The 20,523-nt window shown below is 68.7% G+C and carries 16 protein-coding genes; 12 read left to right on the top strand and 4 right to left on the bottom strand.

All coding sequences use genetic code 11. The features are described 5' to 3' along the window. Positions 1 to 67 precede the first annotated feature (67 nt). Entirely contained in the window at positions 68 to 1,201 is a 1,134-nt protein-coding gene (locus CLV49_RS04420) for a spore photoproduct lyase family protein (protein WP_106562445.1), read from the top strand. Positions 1,202 to 1,222: 21 nt separating this feature from the next. Here CLV49_RS04420 and CLV49_RS04415 read toward each other — a convergent pair whose 3' ends face one another. Both CLV49_RS04415 and CLV49_RS04410 read right to left on the bottom strand, forming a co-directional pair. Then, the gene (locus CLV49_RS04415) at positions 1,223 to 1,624 is read right to left on the bottom strand and encodes a DUF2256 and DUF3253 domain-containing protein (RefSeq protein WP_106562444.1); all 402 of its coding nucleotides are present in this window, start codon (positions 1,622 to 1,624) and stop codon (positions 1,223 to 1,225) included. Positions 1,625 to 1,812: 188 nt separating this feature from the next. After that, on the bottom strand, positions 1,813 to 4,266 hold the full coding sequence (locus CLV49_RS04410) for a discoidin domain-containing protein (RefSeq protein ID WP_106562443.1): 2,454 nt from the start codon (positions 4,264 to 4,266) through the stop codon (positions 1,813 to 1,815). Between the two features lie 197 nt (positions 4,267 to 4,463). Between CLV49_RS04410 and CLV49_RS04405 the strand changes: the two genes are divergently transcribed. From CLV49_RS04405 to CLV49_RS04385, 5 genes are all read left to right on the top strand, one after another. Further along, a complete protein-coding gene (locus CLV49_RS04405; RefSeq protein ID WP_106562442.1) occupies positions 4,464 to 5,711 on the top strand; it encodes an extracellular solute-binding protein in 1,248 nt (415 codons plus the stop codon). Positions 5,712 to 5,768: 57 nt separating this feature from the next. After that, positions 5,769 to 6,647, top strand: coding sequence for a carbohydrate ABC transporter permease (locus tag CLV49_RS04400; RefSeq protein ID WP_106562441.1), 879 nt, complete (start codon positions 5,769 to 5,771; stop codon positions 6,645 to 6,647). Next, positions 6,634 to 7,545 carry a carbohydrate ABC transporter permease gene (locus CLV49_RS04395; RefSeq protein WP_106562440.1) on the top strand — a complete coding sequence of 304 codons (912 nt, stop codon included), beginning with the start codon at positions 6,634 to 6,636 and terminating at the stop codon, positions 7,543 to 7,545. The genes CLV49_RS04400 and CLV49_RS04395 overlap by 14 nt, the downstream gene beginning before the upstream one ends. A gap of 14 nt (positions 7,546 to 7,559) precedes the next feature. Next, entirely contained in the window at positions 7,560 to 8,987 is a 1,428-nt protein-coding gene (locus CLV49_RS04390; RefSeq protein WP_106562439.1) for a glycoside hydrolase family 5 protein, read from the top strand. 67 nt (positions 8,988 to 9,054) lie between these two features. Continuing rightward, on the top strand, positions 9,055 to 10,275 hold the full coding sequence (locus CLV49_RS04385; protein WP_166426866.1) for an ROK family transcriptional regulator: 1,221 nt from the start codon (positions 9,055 to 9,057) through the stop codon (positions 10,273 to 10,275). 55 nt (positions 10,276 to 10,330) lie between these two features. Here the strand turns inward: CLV49_RS04385 and CLV49_RS04380 are convergent, their stop codons facing one another. Next, positions 10,331 to 11,842: a SulP family inorganic anion transporter gene (locus tag CLV49_RS04380; protein ID WP_106562437.1), complete on the bottom strand. Its 1,512-nt coding sequence runs from the start codon at positions 11,840 to 11,842 to the stop codon at positions 10,331 to 10,333. A gap of 233 nt (positions 11,843 to 12,075) precedes the next feature. On the opposite strand from CLV49_RS04380, the gene CLV49_RS04375 reads away from it, so the two are divergent. The 6 genes from CLV49_RS04375 (at position 12,076) to CLV49_RS04350 (ending at position 19,220) form a co-directional block, all read left to right on the top strand. Further along, positions 12,076 to 12,426, top strand: coding sequence for a MerR family transcriptional regulator (locus CLV49_RS04375; protein ID WP_106564883.1), 351 nt, complete (start codon positions 12,076 to 12,078; stop codon positions 12,424 to 12,426). 27 nt (positions 12,427 to 12,453) lie between these two features. Beyond that, a complete protein-coding gene (locus CLV49_RS04370; RefSeq protein WP_106562436.1) occupies positions 12,454 to 13,476 on the top strand; it encodes a LacI family DNA-binding transcriptional regulator in 1,023 nt (340 codons plus the stop codon). Positions 13,477 to 13,640: 164 nt separating this feature from the next. Next, positions 13,641 to 15,770, top strand: coding sequence for a beta-galactosidase (locus CLV49_RS04365; RefSeq protein WP_106562435.1), 2,130 nt, complete (start codon positions 13,641 to 13,643; stop codon positions 15,768 to 15,770). 57 nt (positions 15,771 to 15,827) lie between these two features. Continuing rightward, positions 15,828 to 17,162, top strand: a complete 1,335-nt coding sequence (locus CLV49_RS04360) for an ABC transporter substrate-binding protein (protein WP_106562434.1) — start codon at positions 15,828 to 15,830, stop codon at positions 17,160 to 17,162. A gap of 130 nt (positions 17,163 to 17,292) precedes the next feature. Continuing rightward, the gene (locus CLV49_RS04355) at positions 17,293 to 18,252 is read left to right on the top strand and encodes a carbohydrate ABC transporter permease (RefSeq protein WP_106562433.1); all 960 of its coding nucleotides are present in this window, start codon (positions 17,293 to 17,295) and stop codon (positions 18,250 to 18,252) included. Then, complete coding sequence (locus tag CLV49_RS04350; protein ID WP_106562432.1) at positions 18,249 to 19,220, top strand: carbohydrate ABC transporter permease; 972 nt, start codon at positions 18,249 to 18,251, stop codon at positions 19,218 to 19,220. Before CLV49_RS04355 ends, CLV49_RS04350 begins: the two co-directional genes overlap by 4 nt. 105 nt (positions 19,221 to 19,325) lie before the next feature. Here the strand turns inward: CLV49_RS04350 and sfnG are convergent, their stop codons facing one another. Beyond that, positions 19,326 to 20,480: a dimethylsulfone monooxygenase SfnG gene (sfnG, locus tag CLV49_RS04345; protein WP_106562431.1), complete on the bottom strand. Its 1,155-nt coding sequence runs from the start codon at positions 20,478 to 20,480 to the stop codon at positions 19,326 to 19,328. Positions 20,481 to 20,523 lie beyond the last annotated feature (43 nt).

The following is a 20,523-nucleotide window of genomic DNA, read 5'->3' as shown; positions in this document are numbered from 1 at the left end:
GGAGCGCGCGACCGGGCGGCGGAGACCTCGGCCGCAATGTCAGTGGTTCCGGGCAGACTCAGAGCACATGGATACGGTGACGACTGCTCCCTCCCTCCCGGACTCCGGCTCGGCGATCCCCGCCTCGTCGCCGGTCCGCCCTGCGCGCCCGCTGCTCGAGATCTCGCGCATCTACGCCGAGCCGGCTGCGGCGGCGTCGGAGCGGGGACGGCAGATCCTCGCACGCTGGCCGGACGCCGAGGTCGTCGAGGTGCCGAGCCACTGGCAGATCCCGGAACTCCACGGCGACGAACGGAACGTGCGCCGGTGGGTGCGCATCAAGACCGAGGCCCTCGTCCTCGGCACCAAGAAGACCCTCACGGTCCGACCCAACGGCCGGTCGGCCGACTTCATCGCACCCTCCCACGCGAACGGCTGCGCCATGGCCTGCGTCTACTGCTACGTGCCACGGCGCAAGGGCTTCAGCAACCCGGTCACGACGTTCACGAACATCGAGCAGATCTCGGCTGCCATCGCGAAGCACTCCACGAAACAGGGGATGAAGCTCGAGCCCAATCAGTGCGACCCGGACCTCTGGATCTACGACGTCGGGGAGAACAGCGACTGCAGCGTCGACGCGATGATCAGCGACAACGTGCGCGACCTCGTCGAGCTGTTCCGTTCCCTCCCCGGCGCGAAGGGCTCGTTCGCCACCAAGTACGTCAATCGTGAACTGCTGGAGTGGGATCCCCAGGGCAAGATGCGCGTGCGGGTCTCACTCATGCCCGCCGAGACGGCCAAGCTCGTCGATGTCCGCACATCGCCCATGGCGGAGCGACTCGCGCTGCTCGACGACCTGGTGGAGGCGGGTTACGAGGCCCACGTGAATTTCAGTCCTGTCATCATCGAGGACGGCTGGATCGAGAAGTGGACGGAGCTCCTGCGGCAGCTCGACGCGGCCACCTCTCCGGCCACGAAGGCGCAGCTCGCGTGCGAGGTGATCTTCCTCACCCATAATCGTGCGCTCCACGAGGTGAACACGGGCTGGCATCCGAAGGCCGAGGAGGTGCTCTGGCGGCCCGACCTCCAGGAGGGCAAGGTCTCCCAGAACGGTCAGTCGAACGTGCGCTACCGCTGGGAGGACAAGCTGCAGTACGTCCGGCAGTTCCTCGACCTCGTCGAGCACTACGCGCCGTGGTGCCGCGTCCGCTACGCGTTCTGACGGAAGGCTCGGCACCGCGTCCTAGCCGCGGTGGCGGCGGATGCGGATCGGGCCCTTCGCCGTTGACGGGTCCACGACGTTTCCGCCCTGGGTGATGTCGACGACGCCGTCCGCGACGAGGCGGCGGGCGGCGCGGCGGGCCGGTTCCATGAGGTCGCGCCAGGAGTCCTCGTCGCCCACGGCGCGAGCGGCGTCCGACGGGCAGATCGTGGAGGTCGCCGCACGCTTCCCGAGAAGTTCGAGGATCGTCTCCTCGAGCTTCCGATCAGTCGCTGTCACACCGCGGCGCCGGCACGCGTCGGAGCAGTAGCGGACCGCGTCCCAGTCGTCCGCCCACTTCGCGCGCCACTCGATGCGTCGACCGCACGACGCGCACGTCTTGTCCTCGTGCACGGGTGCCGACGTTCGCGCCTTATGAGCCATACCTTCAGTCTCGCCCCGCCACGTCCGCCGCGCACGGGGTAGCGCTCGCCTCGGACATCCGTCAGGTCGTGCGTTTGCGCCGATTCGCGGCGGCACACCGCACCGTATCGGCGCAAACGCTCTACCCGGACGACGTAAGGCCCGCCGGGGAGTGTCCTCGACGGGCCTTTCGCCTCAGTGCCGTCACATCAGTACGACGAGTACACCGTCACCTCGTCGATCGACCACCAGTTGGTGGGCGTCGAGCCGGTCTGCGTGATGCGGATGTACCGCGCCGACTGCGGCGTCACCGTGATGGGTCTCTTCCAGCCGAAGCCGATTCCCGACCCGACGGTCGTCCACGTGGTTTCGTTCGTCGAGAACTGCAGCTGGAAGCCCCGCGGGTAGTCCTCCTTCGCGTCGCCCGGCGTCTGGACGGTCACCTGCGCGATGGTCCGGGACGAGCCGAGGTCGATCTGGTACCACTGGCCGGGCGTCTGTGCCGCTCCCGAGTTCCACCGCGTGGACCCGTTGCCGTCGATGCCTCCCGCGAGGGAGCTTCCGGGACCAGTCGCCGACGCGGTCGCCGTCCAGCCCGCACGACTGATGGCCACGGGGTTGAACGTGGACAGGCCGCCGGCGTACTTCGTGACCGTCGCGGTCATCCGCTCGTTCTTCGTGAAGTTCGCGGTGCCGAAGCGCTGCAGCTTCTCGATGAACGTGGCGGACGAGTCGCTGTTGATGACGGGCACGGGCGCCGGGTTGTTGGAGTAGAAGCCCCAGTAGCCCTGCCCGTCGGCGTCGCCGCCCTTCACCTTGTACGTCCAGTTCGTCCACGACTGGTTGTAGCTGTTCAGTCCGGCCATCCAGCGCGCCCAGACGTCGTCGTAGTAGTACAGCGAGTACTCGCCGAAGAGGACGGGAACGCCGGGGTTGGCGAGCAGGCCGGGGAGCGCGTTCAGCTGGTCCGTCACGAGCTGGTTCTGCGCGTTCCAGTCCTTCGCATTGGGCATGTCGTACGGGTGGAGCTCGTAGACGACGTTGGTCCAGCCGTACGTCGACGGCGGTGCCACGTTGTTGTACCCGAAGAACGCGCCGATGTAGATGGTGTGGTTCGGATCGATCGCGCGGACGGCGTTGTACAGCGTGTTGTAGACCGCGCTCTTCTGCGCGACGTCCGCCGCGTCCTCCTGGAAGTCGAGGAGCGGCTCGTTGATCAGGTCGTAGCCGGCGACGGCGGGATTGCCGTTGTAGCGCGTCGCGATCGCCTGCCAGATCCCGGTGACCCAGCTCTGGTAGGTCGACGACCCCCAGAACCCGTTCGGGTTCGGTCCGATCCGGCCGCAGCTGCCCCAGGGGCAGCCGCCACCGGGGACCGTGTGCAGGTCGAGGAGCGTGTAGACGCCGCGTGCCTGCAGCTCGCTCACGATCCAGTCGAGCTTCGTCCACGGGTTCGACTTCCACGTGCCGTCGGGATTCAGGAACGTGGTCCACCCGATGGGTACACGCACGAGGTTCGTCCCCATCGCGGCGATGTTGTCGAGGTCGGCCGTGGTGATCCACGTGTCCTCGTGCGCGTTGCGGATGGTCTGCGCGCCCGAGGCGCCGAAGCGCTGGTTCATCGTGAGCTGGAGGTTGTAGTCGTCGCTGTTGAGGGCCACGGCCATCTCACCGATAGACCACCACTGCGCCGCCGTGCCCGTCTGGTTCACGCGCACGTATCGCGTGCTCACGGGCGGGAAGTTGATGTTGGTCGCCTTGAACGTCCCCGTTCCCGTCGCCACGTTCGTCCACGACGAGCCGTTGTTCGACACCTGCACGGTGTAGCCGCGCGGGTAGTCCCCTTCGTCCGTCGAGTCCTTGGCCGTGTCGAGCCAGACGTTGTTGATGGTCATCCGGGCACCGAGGTCGAGCTGGACCCACTGCCCGGCGGCCTGCGCCGCGTTGCTCGTCCAGCGCGTGCCGAGGTTGCCGTCGAGGATCGCGGACGCGGCGGTTCCCCCCGAGCTCGTGGCCGTCCACTGCGACGGGACGAAGGAGGCGGCATCGTTGAAGACGTTGATCTCGCCGACCGACCACCAGTCGCCGGCGCTGCCCGTCTGGTTGACGCGCAGGTAGCGCGCGGCCGTCGGCGAGAAGGTCGCAGACGTCACGGTGCTCGACGACGACCCCGCCCCGGTCGACACGGTGGTCCACGTCGACCCGTTCGGCGAGGTCTGGATCGTGTATCCCCGGGGGAAGTCGCCGCCGGCGAAGTCGGTGTGGTTGAAGGCGACGCGGTTGAACCGTGTCGTGGCGCCGAGGTCGAGACTCAGCCATTCGCCGCCGGTCTGCGCGGCGCTCGTGGTCCATCGTGTCGAGTCGGCCCCGTCGATCGCTGCAGCGGCCGAGCCGGCGGAGGCGGTCGCCGTCCACCCGGCGCGGTCGAGCGCGAACTCGCCGAGGGGTGACATCCAGTCCTCGTGCGTGAGCCAGCCGCCGAGGTTCGTGCCTCGCAGGTTGATGGTCGCGCCGGTCCCCGAGTTCTTCTTGAGGACGTTTCCGCTGACCTTGAGGAAGTCGCCGCTCGCGAGCGGAGCCGCCGTGGCGGGGGAGGTCACGGAGACCATCCCGCTCGCCGTCAGTGCACTCGCGATCGCGAGTGCCACCCATCGTTTCTTCATGATCCTCCTTGATCGACCGCCGCGACGCCGATGTCGCGACGGGACCATGATGCACTCTTGCGCGCACATTATCTACGCCTTAGGCTAAGTCGTAGACAAACTCCGGCTGCTTGACGGGTTCACCGACGAACCCCGACGGGACCATCGAGGTCGATGCCCCGTCAGCCACCTGCAGCACCCGAAAGGACAGCACCTCAATGAAGAGATCACGCCTCCTCGCGCTCCCCGCCGTCGTGGCCGTCGCCGGGCTCTCGCTCACGGCCTGCTCCGGCGGCGGAGACACCGCGGCCCAGAACGACGACACGCTCACCGTCTGGGTGATGGGCGACAGCTCGGCGAACTTCGAGGAACTCGTCGCCCCGTTCGCCGAGGACTCGGGGATCACCGTGGACACGGTGGCCATCCCGTGGGACAGCATCGACCAGAAGCTGACGACCGCCGTCGCCTCGGGCAACGGCCCGGACGTCGTGCAGATCGGCATCTCCAAGCTGCGCACCTTCGCCGACTCGGGCGCACTCCTCTCCCTCGACGACGACACGCTCGCCGACTACCCGAACCTCGCCTCCGAGAACTTCATCTCCGGAGTGTCCGGCGACGCCACGGCGATCGACGGCGAGGTCGTGAGTGTCCCGTGGGTCAGCGACACCCGCGTGCTCTTCTACCGCACCGACATCCTCGCGGAGAGCGGGATCGACGAACCGCCCGCCACGTGGGACGAGCTGCGCGCCGACGCGAAGACCCTCGCGGGTCGCGGAGACGGCCAGTACGGCTACTACGTGCCCCAGTGGGACAGCGCCCTCCCCGTCGTGATGACGTGGGACCACGGCGGTGACATCGTGAACGGGGACGGAGCCGTCGACTTCGACACGTTGGCGTTCGAGAGCGCGGTCGACGTCTACACCGGCCTGTACGCCGACGGGAGCGTGCCGACGAACAGCGACTTCGACCAGACGCAGGGCTTCACCTCCGGGGTGACCCCGATGCTCGTGAGCGGCCCGTACCTCGCCGCCGCCATCACCGAGGCCGCACCCGAGCTCGAGGGCAAGTGGTCCGTCGCGCCCATCCCCGGAGCCGACGCGGACACGTCGCTGCTCGCCGGATCCAACATGGGGGTCTGGGGCTCTACCGACAACGAGGAGGGCGCCCTGCGGCTGCTCGACTACCTCTCCGAACCCGAGACGCAGCTCACCTGGTACGGCCTCGACGGCCAGCTCCCCACGGCGACGGCCGCCCTCGAGGACCCGTCGCTCACGGAGGACCCGCTCGTCGCCGTCTACGCCGAGCAGCTCCAGGACGCGAAGATCCTGCCGCTCGTGCCGAACTGGGACGGCGACACGGGCAAGACGCTGCTCGACAGCCTCAACGCGATCGTCCTGAACGGCGCGGACCGTGACCAGACCATCGCCGACCTCGTCGCGGCGACGTCCGGCACCTCCGTCAACTGATCAGGACGCGGTGGGGTCGAGCGCGCACCCGCTCGGCCCCACCGCCCAGGAGTCCCCATGAAACCCCGCATCGCGCCGTACGTCTTCATCGGACCGGCCACCCTGCTCCTCCTCGCCTTCGGCGTCCTCCCGATCCTCGTCGCCGGGCTCGTGAGCCTGACGGACATGAACCTCGGGGGACTCGGCGACTGGTCGCGCATCGAGTTCATCGGTGTCGACAACTACGTCGAACTCTTCGCCGACGGCGCCTTCTGGCAGGCCATGGCCAACACGGGGATCTTCGCCCTCATCGGCGTCCCGTCCGTCATCGCGCTGTCGCTCGCGGTCGCGCTGCTGCTCAACCGCAGCGGGAGCGCGTTCTTCCGGGCGCTCCGCTCGTTCTACTTCGTGCCGGCCATCACAGCGATCGTCGCCATCTCGCTCGTGTGGGGCTACCTCTACAACACGCAGTTCGGGCTCTTCAACTACCTGCTGTCGATCGTGGGTCTGCCGCCGGTCAGCTGGCTGAGCGACCCGGTCGCCGTCAAGTTCTCCGTCGCTCTCGTCGCCGTCTGGCGGGGGACGGGGCTCAACATCATCATCTTCCTCGCGGCGCTCCAGGGCGTCCCGCGGGAGTACCTCGAGGCGGCGTCGCTCGACGGCGCCTCCGGGTTCCGCAAGACGGTGTCGATCGTCATCCCGCTCCTGCGGTTCGCGATCTTCTTCGTGACGATCACGACGATCATCGCGTGGCTGCAGTTCTTCGACGAGCCGTTCGTCCTCACGAAGGGCGGACCCATCGGCGCCTCCACGAGCATCTCGCTCTTCCTCTACCAGGAGGGGTTCTCGGCGAGCCAGTTCGGCTACGCGAGCGCCGGCTCCGTCGTCCTCTTCGTGGTCATCGCCGCCGTGACCCTCGTCCAACTCCGAGCCAGGAGAGCAGATGTCGACTACTAGCCTCGATCGGACGACGGAGGCCGTGTCTCCCGTCCGTCCGCCCCGTCGCGACGACCCCGCCAGACCGGTGCGCCGGCACCGCAGTCGCGGCCGCGGCCTCACCGTGGCGATCGGCGCGGCGCTCGCGGTGGGCGCCCTCATCACGGCCTTCCCCTTCATCTGGATGATCGCCTCGTCGGTCAAGCCGCGCAGCGAGTCGCTCGCCTACCCGCCGCGCGTGCTTCCGGAGGAGCCCACGTTCGAGTTCTTCGTCCAGCTCTTCCAGGAGCTCGACTTCGGGCGATACCTGCTCAACACCATCGCGATCGTGCTCATCGGCATGGTCGGACTCGTCCTCATGGCGATGGCGGGCTATGGCTTCGCGAAGTTCGACTTCCGCGGGCGCGAGCCGCTCTTCTTCCTCGTGCTCGTCACGATGATGATCCCGGTGCAGGTGACCATGATCCCCACCTACCTGATCCTCAACGGGATGAAGCTCACGAACACGCTCGTGGGCATCGCCCTCCCGAGCCTCGTGAGCGGGTTCAGCGTCTTCCTCTTCCGGCAGTTCATGACGACCATCCCCACGGAGATGATCGAGGCGGCGCGGATCGACGGCGCGAGCGAGGCACGGATCTTCTGGCGCATCATCATGCCCCTGTCGAAGCCGATCCTCGCGGTGCAGGTGGTGTTGACCTTCATCGGCGGGTGGAACAGCTTCCTCTGGCCGCTCATCATCGCGAACGACGAACGGCTCTACACGCTGTCGGTCGGCGTCGCGCTCCTCAATCAGCAGATCGCCTCCAACCCGTCGCTGCAGATGGCGGCCGCCACGCTGATGGTCGTCCCGATCCTCATCGTCTTCGTCGTCTTCCAGCGCTTCGTCGTGCAGGGGTTCGCCCTGTCAGGGCTCAAATGAGAATCGGGGCTCACATGAAAAAGGACACCGTGACCATTCCTCCCACCGGCTTCGTCCACACCAGCGGAACGGAGATCGTCGACGGCGCCGGGCGCCGCCTCCTCCTGCGCGGGGTGGGTCTCGGCAACTGGCTGCTCGCCGAGGGCTACATGTGGCGCTTCGGGGACGAGCTCGCCTCCCCTCGGCAGATCGAGGCGCGGATCGAGGGGCTCGTCGGTGCCGAACGAGCGGCCGAGTTCTGGCGCACCTTCCGGGCGCGCTACGTGACAGAGGCCGACATCGCGCTCATCGCCGAGTCGGGGTTCGACCACGTCAGACTCCCCATCAACGCGCGGGGCGTCATGGACGACGACGGGGTGTTCCTCGAGGACGGCTTCGCTCACATCGACGACGCCATCGACTGGTGCGAACGCCACGGGTTGTGGATACTGCTCGATCTCCACGGAGCGCCGGGGGGCCAGACGGGGACGAACATCGACGATTCGCCGAACGGGGTGCCCGAACTGTTCATGGACGAGCGCTACCGCGCGCTCACCGTCCGGTTGTGGACGGAGATCGCGCGACGCTACAGGTCGCGCACGGCCGTGCTCGGCTACGACCTCCTGAACGAGCCGCTGCCGAACGAATGGCACGACCGGTACGCCGACGACCTCGTGACCCTCTACGCCGAGCTCACGTCCGCCGTCCGTGCGGTCGACCCCGACCACCTCATCATGTACGAGGGCACGAGGTGGGCCACCGACTGGTCGATCTTCGATCGGGTGGAGGACGGCAACGCCGTGCTCCAGTTCCACCGCTACTGGTGCCCGCCGGACCGCAGCAGCATCGTCGAGTACCTCGACGCGCGCGACCGTCTCGGCGTGCCGATCTACATGGGGGAGGGCGGCGAGAACACGCCGGAGTGGATCTACAGCGCCACGCGCCTCTACGAACGCCACGGCATCGGCTGGAACTTCTGGCCGTGGAAGAAGCTCGAGACCCGCACGTCGCCGCTGTCCGTCTCCGCCCCCGAGGGGTGGTCGCGCATCACGGACCCTGCCGATGCGCTCGAGCCCGAGGCGGCCTGGACGATCCTCCTCGACATGCTCGATCGGATCCGGGTCGAGCGGTGCGAGTGGCGGGCGCCGGTGGTCGACGCCCTCTTCGGGCGCCTGCCCCTCGACCTCCCGGCGTGGGGCGGCGGGGCAGACGGGCCCGCGTGGTCGGACATCCCCGAGGGGATGTGGCACCACACCGCCGGCGAGCCCTATGCGACCGACGAGCACGTCTCGGTGCACCTGCCGACGGGTGCGCGGCTCGAGTTCCCGCTCGCATCCGAGCCGTCGTCGTGGGTCGTGCGATCGAGCGACGACGGCGCCGTCGACGTCGCGTGGGTCGACGACAGACTCGTGGCGACGGCTCGTCGGGCTGTCACGGTCACCGGCATGCGCGTGGAGGTGTGAGGTCGCCGTGACGACGGTCGGAGCGCCCGTCGAGGTCGGCCGCCTGCGGAGGGAGTACCGTCTAAACGTGACCCAGAACCCCTCTCCTGCGCTCGGTCAGCCGGGTGCGGAGACGGGGACCGTCGGGTCCCTGCGCCAACGGAACCGGGCCCTCGGCCTCCGGCACATCCTCCGCGCCGGACGGACCACCCGCGCCGACCTCGCTCGGGCCTGCGGCATGTCCACGGCCTCGGCGGCCAACATCGTCGCCGACCTCGTCGCGGAGGGGCTCGTGGAAGAGGCCGGCTCGGTCTCGTCCGGAGGTGGCCGGCCCATCGCCGTGATCGCGCCGCGAGCGGACGGCGCCTTCGCCCTCGGGGCCGACGTCGGGGAGCGCGGCGTCGCCGTCGAGCTCTTCGACCTCTCCCTCACGATGGTGGACCGGGAGTTCCGCGGGGGACGGGCGGAGGAGCGGCCCGAGGCGATCGAGGCCGACCTCCGGGATGCCATCGAGGCGCTCCGCGTGCGCAACATCGCGCGCTGGCCGCGCGTGCTCGGCATCGGACTCGGACTCCCCGGGGTCGTCGAGACGGGCGACGACGGCACGCAGACGCTCTTCGCGCAGAGCCTGGGCTGGGAGCCGCGCGCGGTCCCGTCCGAGCTGGGCGGCGACATCCCCGTGTTCGCTGAGAACGGGGCGAAGACGCTCGCGAAGGCCGAGCTGTGGTCGGGTGCCGCCGTCGGGGTCGATCATGCGCTCGTCGCGCTGCTCGGTCGCGGCGTCGGCCTCGGCGTCGTGTCGGACGGCCAGGTGCTCACCGGGTGGTCGAGCAGCGCGTCGGAGTGGGGGCACACGAAGATCCGTTTCGACGGCGAGCTGTGTCGATGCGGCGATCGGGGCTGTGTGGAGGCCTACGTGGGTGCCGACGCGATCCTCGAGGCGTGGAGACGGGCCGGCGGCGAGTTCGAGGGGACGGGGTGGCACGCGCTCGGTCGCCTCCTCGACGCCGCCGAGACCGACCCTGCCGCCGCGGCCGTCCTCGACGAGACTCTCCGCGCCCTCGGGGCCGCCCTCGGGAGCATGGTCAACCTCGCGGGTCCGCAGCGCGTCGTGATCGGCGGGTGGGTGGGGCTGCGCCTCATGGAACGTCACGCCGACCGCATCCTCGACACGATCCGCGCCAACTGCCTGGCACACGTGGGCGACCGCCTCGAGCTCGTCGCTGCCACGTTCGGGGGCGACACGGTGGCTCTCGGTTCGGCGCTCATGCCCATCGACGCCCTCATCGCCTCGCCCCTCTCCGCCTGATCCCTGCGGGGCCGGCGCCGCTCAGTGGCCGGCGCCGCTCAGGGACCGGCGCCGCTCAGTGGCCGGCGCCGAGGCGACCGGCGAGGCGTCCGTGCATACGGGCGCTCGCGTCGTTCATGCCCTCGATCACGACGGTCTTGTCGTGGTGCTCGTACTTCGTGGTGATGGCGTCGAGGGCCGCGACGGTCGAGGCGTCCCACACGTGCGATCCGGAGAGGTCGATGACGACGCGCTCGGGGTCGCCCGCGTAATCGAACTGCGTCGTGAGGTCGTTGCTCGAGGCGAAGAACAGCTCGCCGGTCACCGTGTAGTGCGCCGTGGCGCCATCGTCGGCGAGAGTGCGCTCGACGGTCGCGAAGTGCGCGACGCGGCGGGCGAAGATCACCATCGCGGCGATCACGCCCACGATCACGCCGATCGCGAGGTTGTGCGTGACGACGACGACCGCGACCGTCGCGACCATGACGAGTGTCTCGCCGACGGGCATGCGCCGCAGGGTGGACGGGCGGATGCTGTGCCAGTCGAAGGTGCCGACCGAGACCATGACCATCACGGCCACGAGCGCGGCCATGGGGATGATCGCCACGATGTCGCCGAGCACGACCACGAGGATGAGGAGGAAGACGCCGGCGAGGAACGTGGAGATCCGCGTCCGCGCCCCCGAGGCCTTCACGTTGATCATCGTCTGGCCGATCATGGCGCAGCCGCCCATGCCGCCGAAGAGGCCCGACAGCACGTTCGCGGCGCCCTGTCCGAGCGACTCGCGCGTCTTGTTCGATCCGCTGTCGGTGACGTCGTCGACGAGCTTCGCCGTCATGAGGGACTCCATGAGCCCGACGAGCGCCATCGCGAGGGTGTAGGGCGCGATGATCGTGAAGGTCTCCATCGTGAGCGGCACGTTCGGGACGAACAGCTCGGGAAGGCTGCGGGGCAGCTCGCCCTGGTCGCCGACCGTGGGGACGGCGATCGCCATGGTCACGGTCGCGACGGTGATGAGGACGATCGCCACGAGCGGGGCCGGCACGACCTTCGTGACGCGCGGCATGAGCACCATGATGCCGATGCCCACCGCCACGAGCGGGTAGACGAGCCACGGGACGCCGATGAGCTGGGGCAGCTGCGCCGTGAAGATGAGGATCGCGAGCGCGTTGACGAAGCCGACCATGACGCTGCGGGGGATGAAGCGCATGAGCTTCGCGACGCCGAGCAGGCCGAGGATGAGCTGGAAGACGCCGCCGAGGATGACCGTGGCGATGAAGTAGTCCATGCCGTACTCGCGTGCCACGGGGGCGATGACGAGGGCGATCGCTCCGGTGGCGGCCGTGATCATGGCGGGTCGTCCGCCGAGGAACGCGATCGACACGGCCATCACGAACGAGGAGAAGAGCCCGACGCGCGGGTCCACCCCCGCGATGATCGAGAACGAGATCGCCTCGGGGATGAGGGCGAGGGCCACGACGAGGCCGGCGAGGACCTCGCGGGTCAGGATGCGGGGCGAGCGCAGGGCGCCGAGGACGGACGAGTCGTTCGCGGCTCGGTGTCTGGCGAGGTCTTCGAGTGTCGACATGGGTCTCCTGTCGGAGTCGGGGCGCTCGTCGCGAGCGCCGATGGGGATGTTCGTGGGCCCGGCGCGACGCTGCGCTCGCCACCGCCGACACGCGCGCCGCCGGCGGCGTCGAGGACGCACGCTCTGTCGCGAGATGATGGTGGGGGAGTCCGGCTCGACGGCCGGTGATCTAAACTCTACCCTAACGTAAGGGTAGAGATGAAGGGTGAATCGTGGGCGACGAGCAGGGGACCATGCACATCGGCGAACTGGCCGAGCGCACCGGTATGTCGCTGCGCACGCTCCGCCACTACGACGAGGTCGGCCTCGTCACCGCGTCGGGGCGCACCGAGGGCGGCTTCCGCCTCTACACGCACGACGACTACGAGCGACTCCTCCTCATTCGGCGGATGAAGCCGCTCGGCTACTCCCTCGAGGAGATGGCCGAGCTGCTCGACGTCATCGACGGCGTCACAGCGGCCCAGCCCGACGCCGACGCGAAGCTCGACGGCTTCGTCCGGAGCGCGAGCGAACGCCGCGAGAAGCTCCGCACGCAGCTCGAGATGGCCGACGAGTTCATCGCGCTCCTCGACGCCCGCCGCTGACGGTCGCTGCACCGGTACCCTCGTCCTATGAGCGACGCCACGATCTACGACGTGGCTGAGCGAGCGGGGGTCTCGCATCAGACCGTCAGTCGGTTCCTGCGCGGCTTCGAGGGCATCAGGCCAGAGACCCGCGCGAAGGTCGAGCGCGCGCTCGCGGAGCTCGAATACCGCCCGAACAGTGCGGCCCGATTCCTCCGCCTCGGGCGCACGAATCGTATCGGCCTGCTCGCCGACAACATGCACCAGTCGGGCCCGGCGCGTACGATCGCCGGCGCGACGAAGGCCGCGCGCGAGCTCGGTTACGTGACCGACATCGTGTCGATGGACGGCGGCGACGAGGCGAGCGTCCGCGACGCCCTCGACCTCGTGCTCAGTCAACAGATCGCGGGTCTCGTGCTCACGGCGCAGACCGCGATCGCCCGCGCGGCCATCGATCGACGCGAGATCGAGGTCCCCGTCGCGCGTGACTTCGGGCTGCTGCTCGACGGTTCGGACGAGTCGCTGAACGGGCATGCCGGCGCCGTGGCGGCCGAGCACCTCGTCTCGCTCGGCCACCGCGTCGTCGCCTACGTCTCGGGCCCGGAGCAGTGGCTCGCCTCGCGCGAGCGCCTCGACGGGTTCACGGCCGCGACGGAGGCCGTGGGCGGTCGCGTTGCCGTCACCGCTGACGGCGACTGGTCGGCCGAATCGGGCTTCGAGATCGGTCGTCGGCTCGTGGCCGCCGGGCACGTCACAGCAGGAGGGGGCGGCGGGGGTGTGACAGCCATCGCCGTGGGCAACGATGCGATGGCGATGGGGCTGCTCGCGGCCCTCGCCGAGGCCGGCATCTCGGTTCCCGGCGACGTGAGCGTCATGGGCAACGACGACTCGCCGGAGGCGCGTTTCATGGTGCCGTCGCTCACGACGGTCGCCCTCGACTTCGACTCCGAGGGTGCCCTCGTGGTCCGGTCCCTCATCGCGCGCATCGAGGGCCGGGAGACCGATCCGTCGCTCCACCTGCACACGCCGCGCCTGGTCCTCCGGCAGTCCACGGCGGCTCCCCGCTCCTGAACGCGCCCCTCGAGGGGCCCGGATGTTGCTCTTGCGCCGCCCCCGGTGGTCGGGTATGTTCACTTCAGCCGGGATGTTATCGACAACATTTATCGACAACATTTTGCACAGCCCCTTCACCACGAGCCTCGGCCCTCGCTGAGGCGCGAACAGACAGGTCGACGATGACGTCAACGCCCCGCCACTCCGGAGTCCTCTTCGGCGCCGCCTACTACGCCGAGTACCAGCAGGCCGGCACTCTCGACCGGGACCTCGACCTGATGGTCGAGGCGGGGTTCACCGTGATCCGTGTGGGCGAGTCCGTGTGGTCCACATGGGAGCCGCGCGAAGGCGAGTTCGAGCTCGATTGGCTGCAGCCGGTCCTCGACGGCGCGCACGCTCGCGGGATCTCCGTGATCCTCGGAACGCCCACGTACGCCGTCCCGCCGTGGCTGCAGGTGCTGCACCCCGAGATCGCCGCTGAGCGCCAGACAGGGGTCCGCGCCGGATGGGGCGCACGTCAGGAGATGGACCAGAGCCACCCGGCATACCGCTTCTACGCCGAGCGCATCGTACGTCGCATCGCGGAGCGGTACGCCGGCCACCCGGCCGTGGTCGGATGGCAGGTCGACAACGAACCCGGCAACGAGCTTCCGCGCAACGAGCAGGTCTTCACCCGCTTCCTCGCCTGGCTCCAGCGCCGCTACGGCACCGTCGAGCGCCTCAACGAGGAATGGGGACTCGTCTACTGGTCCCACCGGATCACCGAGTGGTCGCAGCTCTGGAGGCCCGATGGCAACGTGCAGCCGCAGTACGACCTCGAATGGCGCCGGTTCCAAGGCGAACTCGCCGACGAGCTCATCGCGTGGCAGGCAGCCGTCGTGCGCGAGTACGCCCGCGACGACCAGTTCGTGACGACGTGCATCTCCTACTCCCGACCCCAGGTGGCCGACGACCGACTCGTGAAGAGCCTCGACGTGACCGCCGGCAACCCGTACTACAAGATGCAGGACGGCCTCACGCTCGGCGTCGAGATTCCCCGCGAGGCCGGCTGGTGGCACACGGGCGTCTGGGCGCTCCACCAGTGGGGCGACCGCGCGTTCTCCTCTGCGCAGGCGCCGTTCCTCGTCACCGAGACCAACGCCCAGTCCATCGGCGGACCCTGGCAGAACCACCCTCCCTTCGACGGCCAGATCAAGCAGGCGGCTCTCGCCCTGGTGTCCCGCGGCGCACGCATGGTCGAGTATTGGCACTGGCATACGCTGCACTTCGGCGTCGAGACCTACTGGGGTGGGGTGCTGCCGCACAGTCAGCGCCCCGGCCGCATCCACCGCGAGGTCGCCGGCCTCGGGGCCGCGCTCAAGGCGATCGGGGGAGCCGTCGACGGGTTCGAGCCGGCGTCCGACGTGCTCATGCTCTGGTCGACCGACACGAAGTGGTCGTTCGAGGGGTACCCGCCGCTCGCGCTCCCGAACGGCGACCCCGACCCGGACTCCTACCTTCACCTCTTCGACGCGCACTACCGTGGTCTCGCCGAGTCCGGGGCGCAGGTCCGCATCCAGCACGTCGAGCAGTTCCTCGCCGCCGGTCCCGCCGCGGTCGCCGCCGCGCACCCGGTGCTCGTGGTGCCGGGCCTCTACGTCGTCGACGACGAGACGCTCGCGGCCCTCTCCGCCTACGTCGAGGCGGGCGGACACCTCGTCCTCGGCGTCCGCACCGCCTACGGTGACCGGTTGGCCCGCGCCCGGCGCGAAGTCGCGCCCGCGGTCCTGTCGGCGTCGGCCGGCGTCTGGTACGAGGAGTACACCAACCTCGACGAGCCCCTCGCCGTGCAGAGTTCCGATCCGGCACTCGAGCTCGAGCCCGGATCGGCGGGCACCCGCTGGTCCGACGTGCTGATCGTCGACGACGCCGACGTCGTCCTGCGCTACGCCGGCGTCACGGAGATCGGCGCGGACGCCGTGCTCACGACCCGCGCGGCCGGCGCTGGACGCGTGAGCTACGTGGCCACCGTGCCGAACCCCGAGCTCTCGCGCAGCATCGCCCGCTGGCTCGTCCCGGCGACGGCGGCGCGCGAGTGGTCGGCGGCCGACACGGTCACCGTCACGACCGGGTCCCGGCCCGGTCGCACCGATCTGGCGTTCGTGTCCAACTGGTCGGCCCACGAGGCCGCCGTCACGCCGCCGTCGGCGGTCCGCGACCTCGAGACCGGCGAGGTCCTCGAGTCGGGCAACACCCTGACCCTCGGCCCGCGCTCGGCCCACGTGTTCGAGCACGTCGGTGGCGGGCACGAAACCTCCACCCCCACATCCTGAACACCCCGACCTGACACCCATCGAAGAGAGAAGACAATGAAGAGGAAGAACACAGCAATGGCGCTCGTGTCTGTGGCCGTCGTGACGGCCGTCGCACTGAGCGCGTGCGCACCGAGCAACGGAGGCACGGACGCCGGCCAGACCACCGCTCCCGTCTCGCAGGCCGAGATCGACGAGGCGATGGACACCGAGACGACCATCACCTTCTGGACGTGGGTCCCCGACATCCAGAAGGAGGTCGACCTGTTCGAGGCGAAGTACCCGAAGATCACGGTCGACGTCGTCAACGTCGGCACGGGAACAGCCCAGTACCCGAAGCTGCGGACGGCCCTCAAGGCCGGGAAGGGCGCGCCGGACGTCGCCCAGATCGAGTACCAGTACATCCCGTCGTTCCGCCAGACGAACAGCCTCGTGGACCTGACGCCCTACGGCGGCGCCGAGCTCGAGGACTCGTACGTCGAGTGGGTGTGGAACCAGGTGGCCGACGACGCGGGCGTCTGGTCCGTGCCGCAGGACTCCGGTCCGCTCGGGAACCTCTACCGCTCCGACATCTACGCCCAGGCCGGCATCACGGAGGCCCCGGCCACGTGGGACGACTTCGCCGAGGACGCGAAGACCATCAAGGAGAAGACGGACTCGTACATCTCGAACCTGCCGGGCAACGACCCCGGTCAGATCGTCGGGCTGTTCTGGCAGGCCGGCGCCAAGCCGTTCTCCTACGACGGCGACAAGACGGTCGGCATCGACCTCGACTCGGCGGAGACGCAGAAGGTCGTGTCGTTCTGGCAGGACCTCATCGACCAGGACCTCGTCTCGACGGACGCCGACTTCAACGACGCCTGGTACCAGGGCTTCGCCTCCGGCAAGTACGCGAGCTGGCAGACCGCAGCGTGGGGACCGGTGTTCCTGCAGGGGACCGCCGCCGACACGAGCGGCAAGTGGACGGCCGCGAAGATCCCGCAGTGGAACGCCGGGGAGGACGTCTCGGGCAACTGGGGCGGTTCGTCGAACGCCGTGATCACGGGTACGAAGAACCCGATCGTGGCCGCGGAGTTCAGCAAGTTCCTCAACACGGACCCCGAGTCGACGCTCGCCTTCGCGAACGAGCAGTTCCTCTTCCCGACCACGACGGACACGCTCTCGAGCCCCGACTTCATCGGGACGGAGTCGGAGTTCTACGGCGGACAGAAGGTCAACGAGCTCTTCGCGGGCGTCTCCGACACGGTGAGCACGGACTTCCAGTGGCTGCCGTTCAACGACTACGTCTACTCGAGCTTCAACGACACCCTCGGCAAGGCGATCGCCGACCACGGCGACATGTCGGCGGCTCTCACCGCCTGGCAGGACGCCGTCACCGCCTACGCGAAGCAGCAGGGCTTCACCGTCGAGTAGGCACCTCGAGGAGGCACCTCGAGTAGTCGCTCATGAGGAGGCGCCGTCGAACAGGCGCCCCAGCGCAGTACCACCGGGTGCCGTCCGCGTCGACCAGCGGACGGCACCCCTCAGCCGGCGAAGGAGCCGCATGTCCACCGTCACATCGCGACGAGGCGCGTCCCACGACGCCCCGTCAGCCCGTCCCCCGTCGGCCTCCCGGCGGCGCCGGTCCCTCGGCCGCCCACAGCTCTTCGCCGCCTGGGCTCTGACCATCCCGTTCCTCATCGTGTTCGCCGCGATGTTCCTCGTCCCCCTCGGCTACGCGGGGTACCTCAGCACCTTCACCTCGCAGCTCGTCGGCGGCCAGGTGTTCTCCGGCCTCGCCAACTACGCCCGCGCACTCGAGGACCCGAGCTTCTGGGCAGGTCTCGGCCGCGTCGCCCTCTTCCTCTTCGTGCAGGTGCCGATCATGCTCGTGATCGCCCTCGTGATCGCCCTCGCGCTCGACACGGGTCGCGTCGCCGGGAGCAAGTTCGTGCGGCTCGCGATCTTCGTGCCGTACGCGGTGCCGGGCGTCGTCGCCACTCTCATGTGGGGCTACCTCTACGGCCGCGAGTCGGGGCTGATCGCGCAGATGATCTCGAGCGTCGGCCTCACCCCTCCCGATCTGCTCTCCCCGCAGAACGTGCTCGGCAGCACCATGAACATCGTGAGCTGGGAGTTCATCGGCTACAACATGATCGTTCTCTACGCCGCCCTCCGCAGCGTTCCGACCGACATGTACGAGGCCGCGGAGATCGACGGTGCCGGTCCGTTCCGCGTGGCCTGGAGCATCAAGATCCCCGCGATCCGTTCCGCCATCCTCCTCACCGTGATCTTCTCCGTGATCGGGTCGTTCCAGCTCTTCAACGAGCCGAACCTGCTCTACAGCATCGCGCCGAACGCGATCGGCTCCGACTTCACGCCGAACCTGTACGCCTACAACGTCGCGTTCCGGAACCAGGACGTGAACTACGCTGCCGCGATCGCGTTCCTCCTCGGCTTCTTCATCATGGTCATCAGCTACGTCGTCCAGCTCGCCACCTCACGCAAGGAGCGACTGTCATGACGATCGCACCGCCGCCCGCCGACACCGCGGGGTCAGCGCCCACCAACACCGACCGTCCCGCCGGGTCGGATGGGGGAATCGGGGGCGTGAACCGTCGCTCGCGCCGCCGTCCGGTGGAACGCGACAAGCGTCGCAACCCGATCCTCACGGTCATCCTGTGGATCACGCTCGCGTACTTCCTGCTACCGCTCGTGTGGCTCGCGGTGCAGTCGACGAAGACGAACGCCGACATCTTCAGTACCTTCGGCCTCGCCTTCGGTCGCACGTTCGCGTTCGGGGACAACCTCGTCCAGTTGTTCACCTTCCAGGACGGGATCTTCCTGCACTGGATGGGGAACACGGTGCTCTACGCCGTCGCGAGCTCCGTGGGCGCCGCGATCCTCGCCACGATGTGCGGCTACGCGCTCGCGAAGTACGTCTATCGCGGACGGTCTTTCGTGTTCGGGCTCATCCTCGGCGCCGTCATGGTGCCGCTGACCGCGCTGGCGATCCCCACCTATCTGCTCTTCAGTGCCGCGAACCTCGTCGACACTCCGTGGGCCATCATCCTGCCGTCGCTCGTGAGTCCGTTCGGCGTCTACCTCATGCGGGTCTACGCGGCGGAGGCGGTCGACGACAGCCTTCTTGAGGCGGCGCGCATCGATGGTGCTGGAGAGTTCCGCATCTTCCTGACGATCTCGTCGCGACTGCTCGCACCCGGCATCGTCACGGTGCTGCTTTTCGCGCTCGTCTCGACGTGGAACAACTACTTCCTGCCGCTCATCATGCTGAACGACCCGTCGCTCTTCCCCGCGACGGTCGGTCTCGCGCAGTGGCAGCAGGCTGCCACCGGCGGCGGAGGTGCGCAGGTGCTCTTCTCCACGGTGCTCACCGGATCGTTCGTCTCGATCCTCCCGCTCGTGGTCGCGTTCCTCTTCCTGCAGCGGTTCTGGCAGTCGGGCCTCAGCACGGGCAGCGTGAAGGGCTGAGGGGTCCATCCACTTAGAGCGTTTGCGCCGAATCGAGGCATCAGGTCGGCTCGATTCGGCGCAAACGCACGACCTCGCGGGGGTGCGGGACGAAGGAGCGGGCGCCTAGCGCGCGGGGACGAGCGGGTCGCCGCTGCGCGCGAGGTCGGCCTCGAGCTCGCGGACGATCGGGAGGACGCGCTCGCCGAACGCCTCGATCTCCTCGATGAAGTGCAGGAAGCCGAGGAGGAAGAGGTCCACGCCCTTCTTCTTGTACTCGATGATGCGTCGGGCCACGAACTCGGGGTCGCCGATCAGCTGGGTGCGGAAGCCGTCGTTGTACTGGACGAGGTCCTCGAACGACGAGTCGGCCCACATGCCCTTCTTGTCGCCCGTCGACGCGCCGGCCTGTTGCACCGACTTCCGGAAGCCCTCGACGGATTTCGTGTCGGCCTTCGCGATGATCTCCCGCAGCTGCTCGCGCGCCTCCTTCTCGCTGTCGCGCACGATCGCGAAGCCGTTGAGCCCGAAGCGCACGGTGCGGCCGTGCTCGGCGGCCACGCGCGTGACGTCGTCGTACTGCTCGGTGAACCCGTCGAAGTCCTTCCCGTTGGAGAAGTACCAGTCGGCGTGCGCCCCGCCGTTGAAGCGAGCGGCGGTGGAGTTGCCGCCCTGGAAGATCTCCGGGTGGGGCCGGCCCTCCACGGGGTAGGGTCCCGGGCGCAGGGTGAAGTCGTTGACGCGGTAGAAGTCGCCCGCGAACTGAACGTTCTCCTCGGTCCACAGGGCGCGCAGCACCTCGATGAACTCGGCGGAGCGGCGGTAGCGCTCGTCGTGCTCGAGCCACGGGAGGCCGAGCTTCGTGTACTCGTCCTTGAACCATCCGCTCACGACGTTGACGGCGGCTCGGCCTTTCGAGAACTGGTCGGCGGTGAGGATGAACTTGGCGAGCACGGCCGGCTCCCACAGCCCCGGGTGCACGGCCGCGATGACCTTGAGCTTCTCCGTCGCCAGCAGCAGGGCGAGGCTGATGCTCGTGGACTCGTGCTGCTGCGCCGCCCCGTAGCTCGACAGGTAGCGGACCTGGCTGAGGGCGTATTCGAAGCCCACACGCTCGGCGGTCTGCGCGAGGCGCACGTTGTAGTCGTAGTCCCAGTCGGTGCGCTGCTCGATGGTGCTCACGACGAGACCGCCGCTCACGTTCGGGACCCAGTAGGCGAACTTCAGGGGCTCGTGACCGGGCGCGCGGTCCGGGCTGGTGGCTGGCGTGGTGTCGGTCATGGCTTTCCTCGCTGACGGGCGGCCGGGCCGCGACGGGTGGATG

It is taken from the genome of Labedella gwakjiensis (assembly GCF_003014675.1).
Taxonomy (GTDB): domain Bacteria; phylum Actinomycetota; class Actinomycetes; order Actinomycetales; family Microbacteriaceae; genus Labedella; species Labedella gwakjiensis.
Note: the sequence above shows the minus strand (reverse complement) of the source record. Positions and strands in the feature narration are given on the sequence as shown.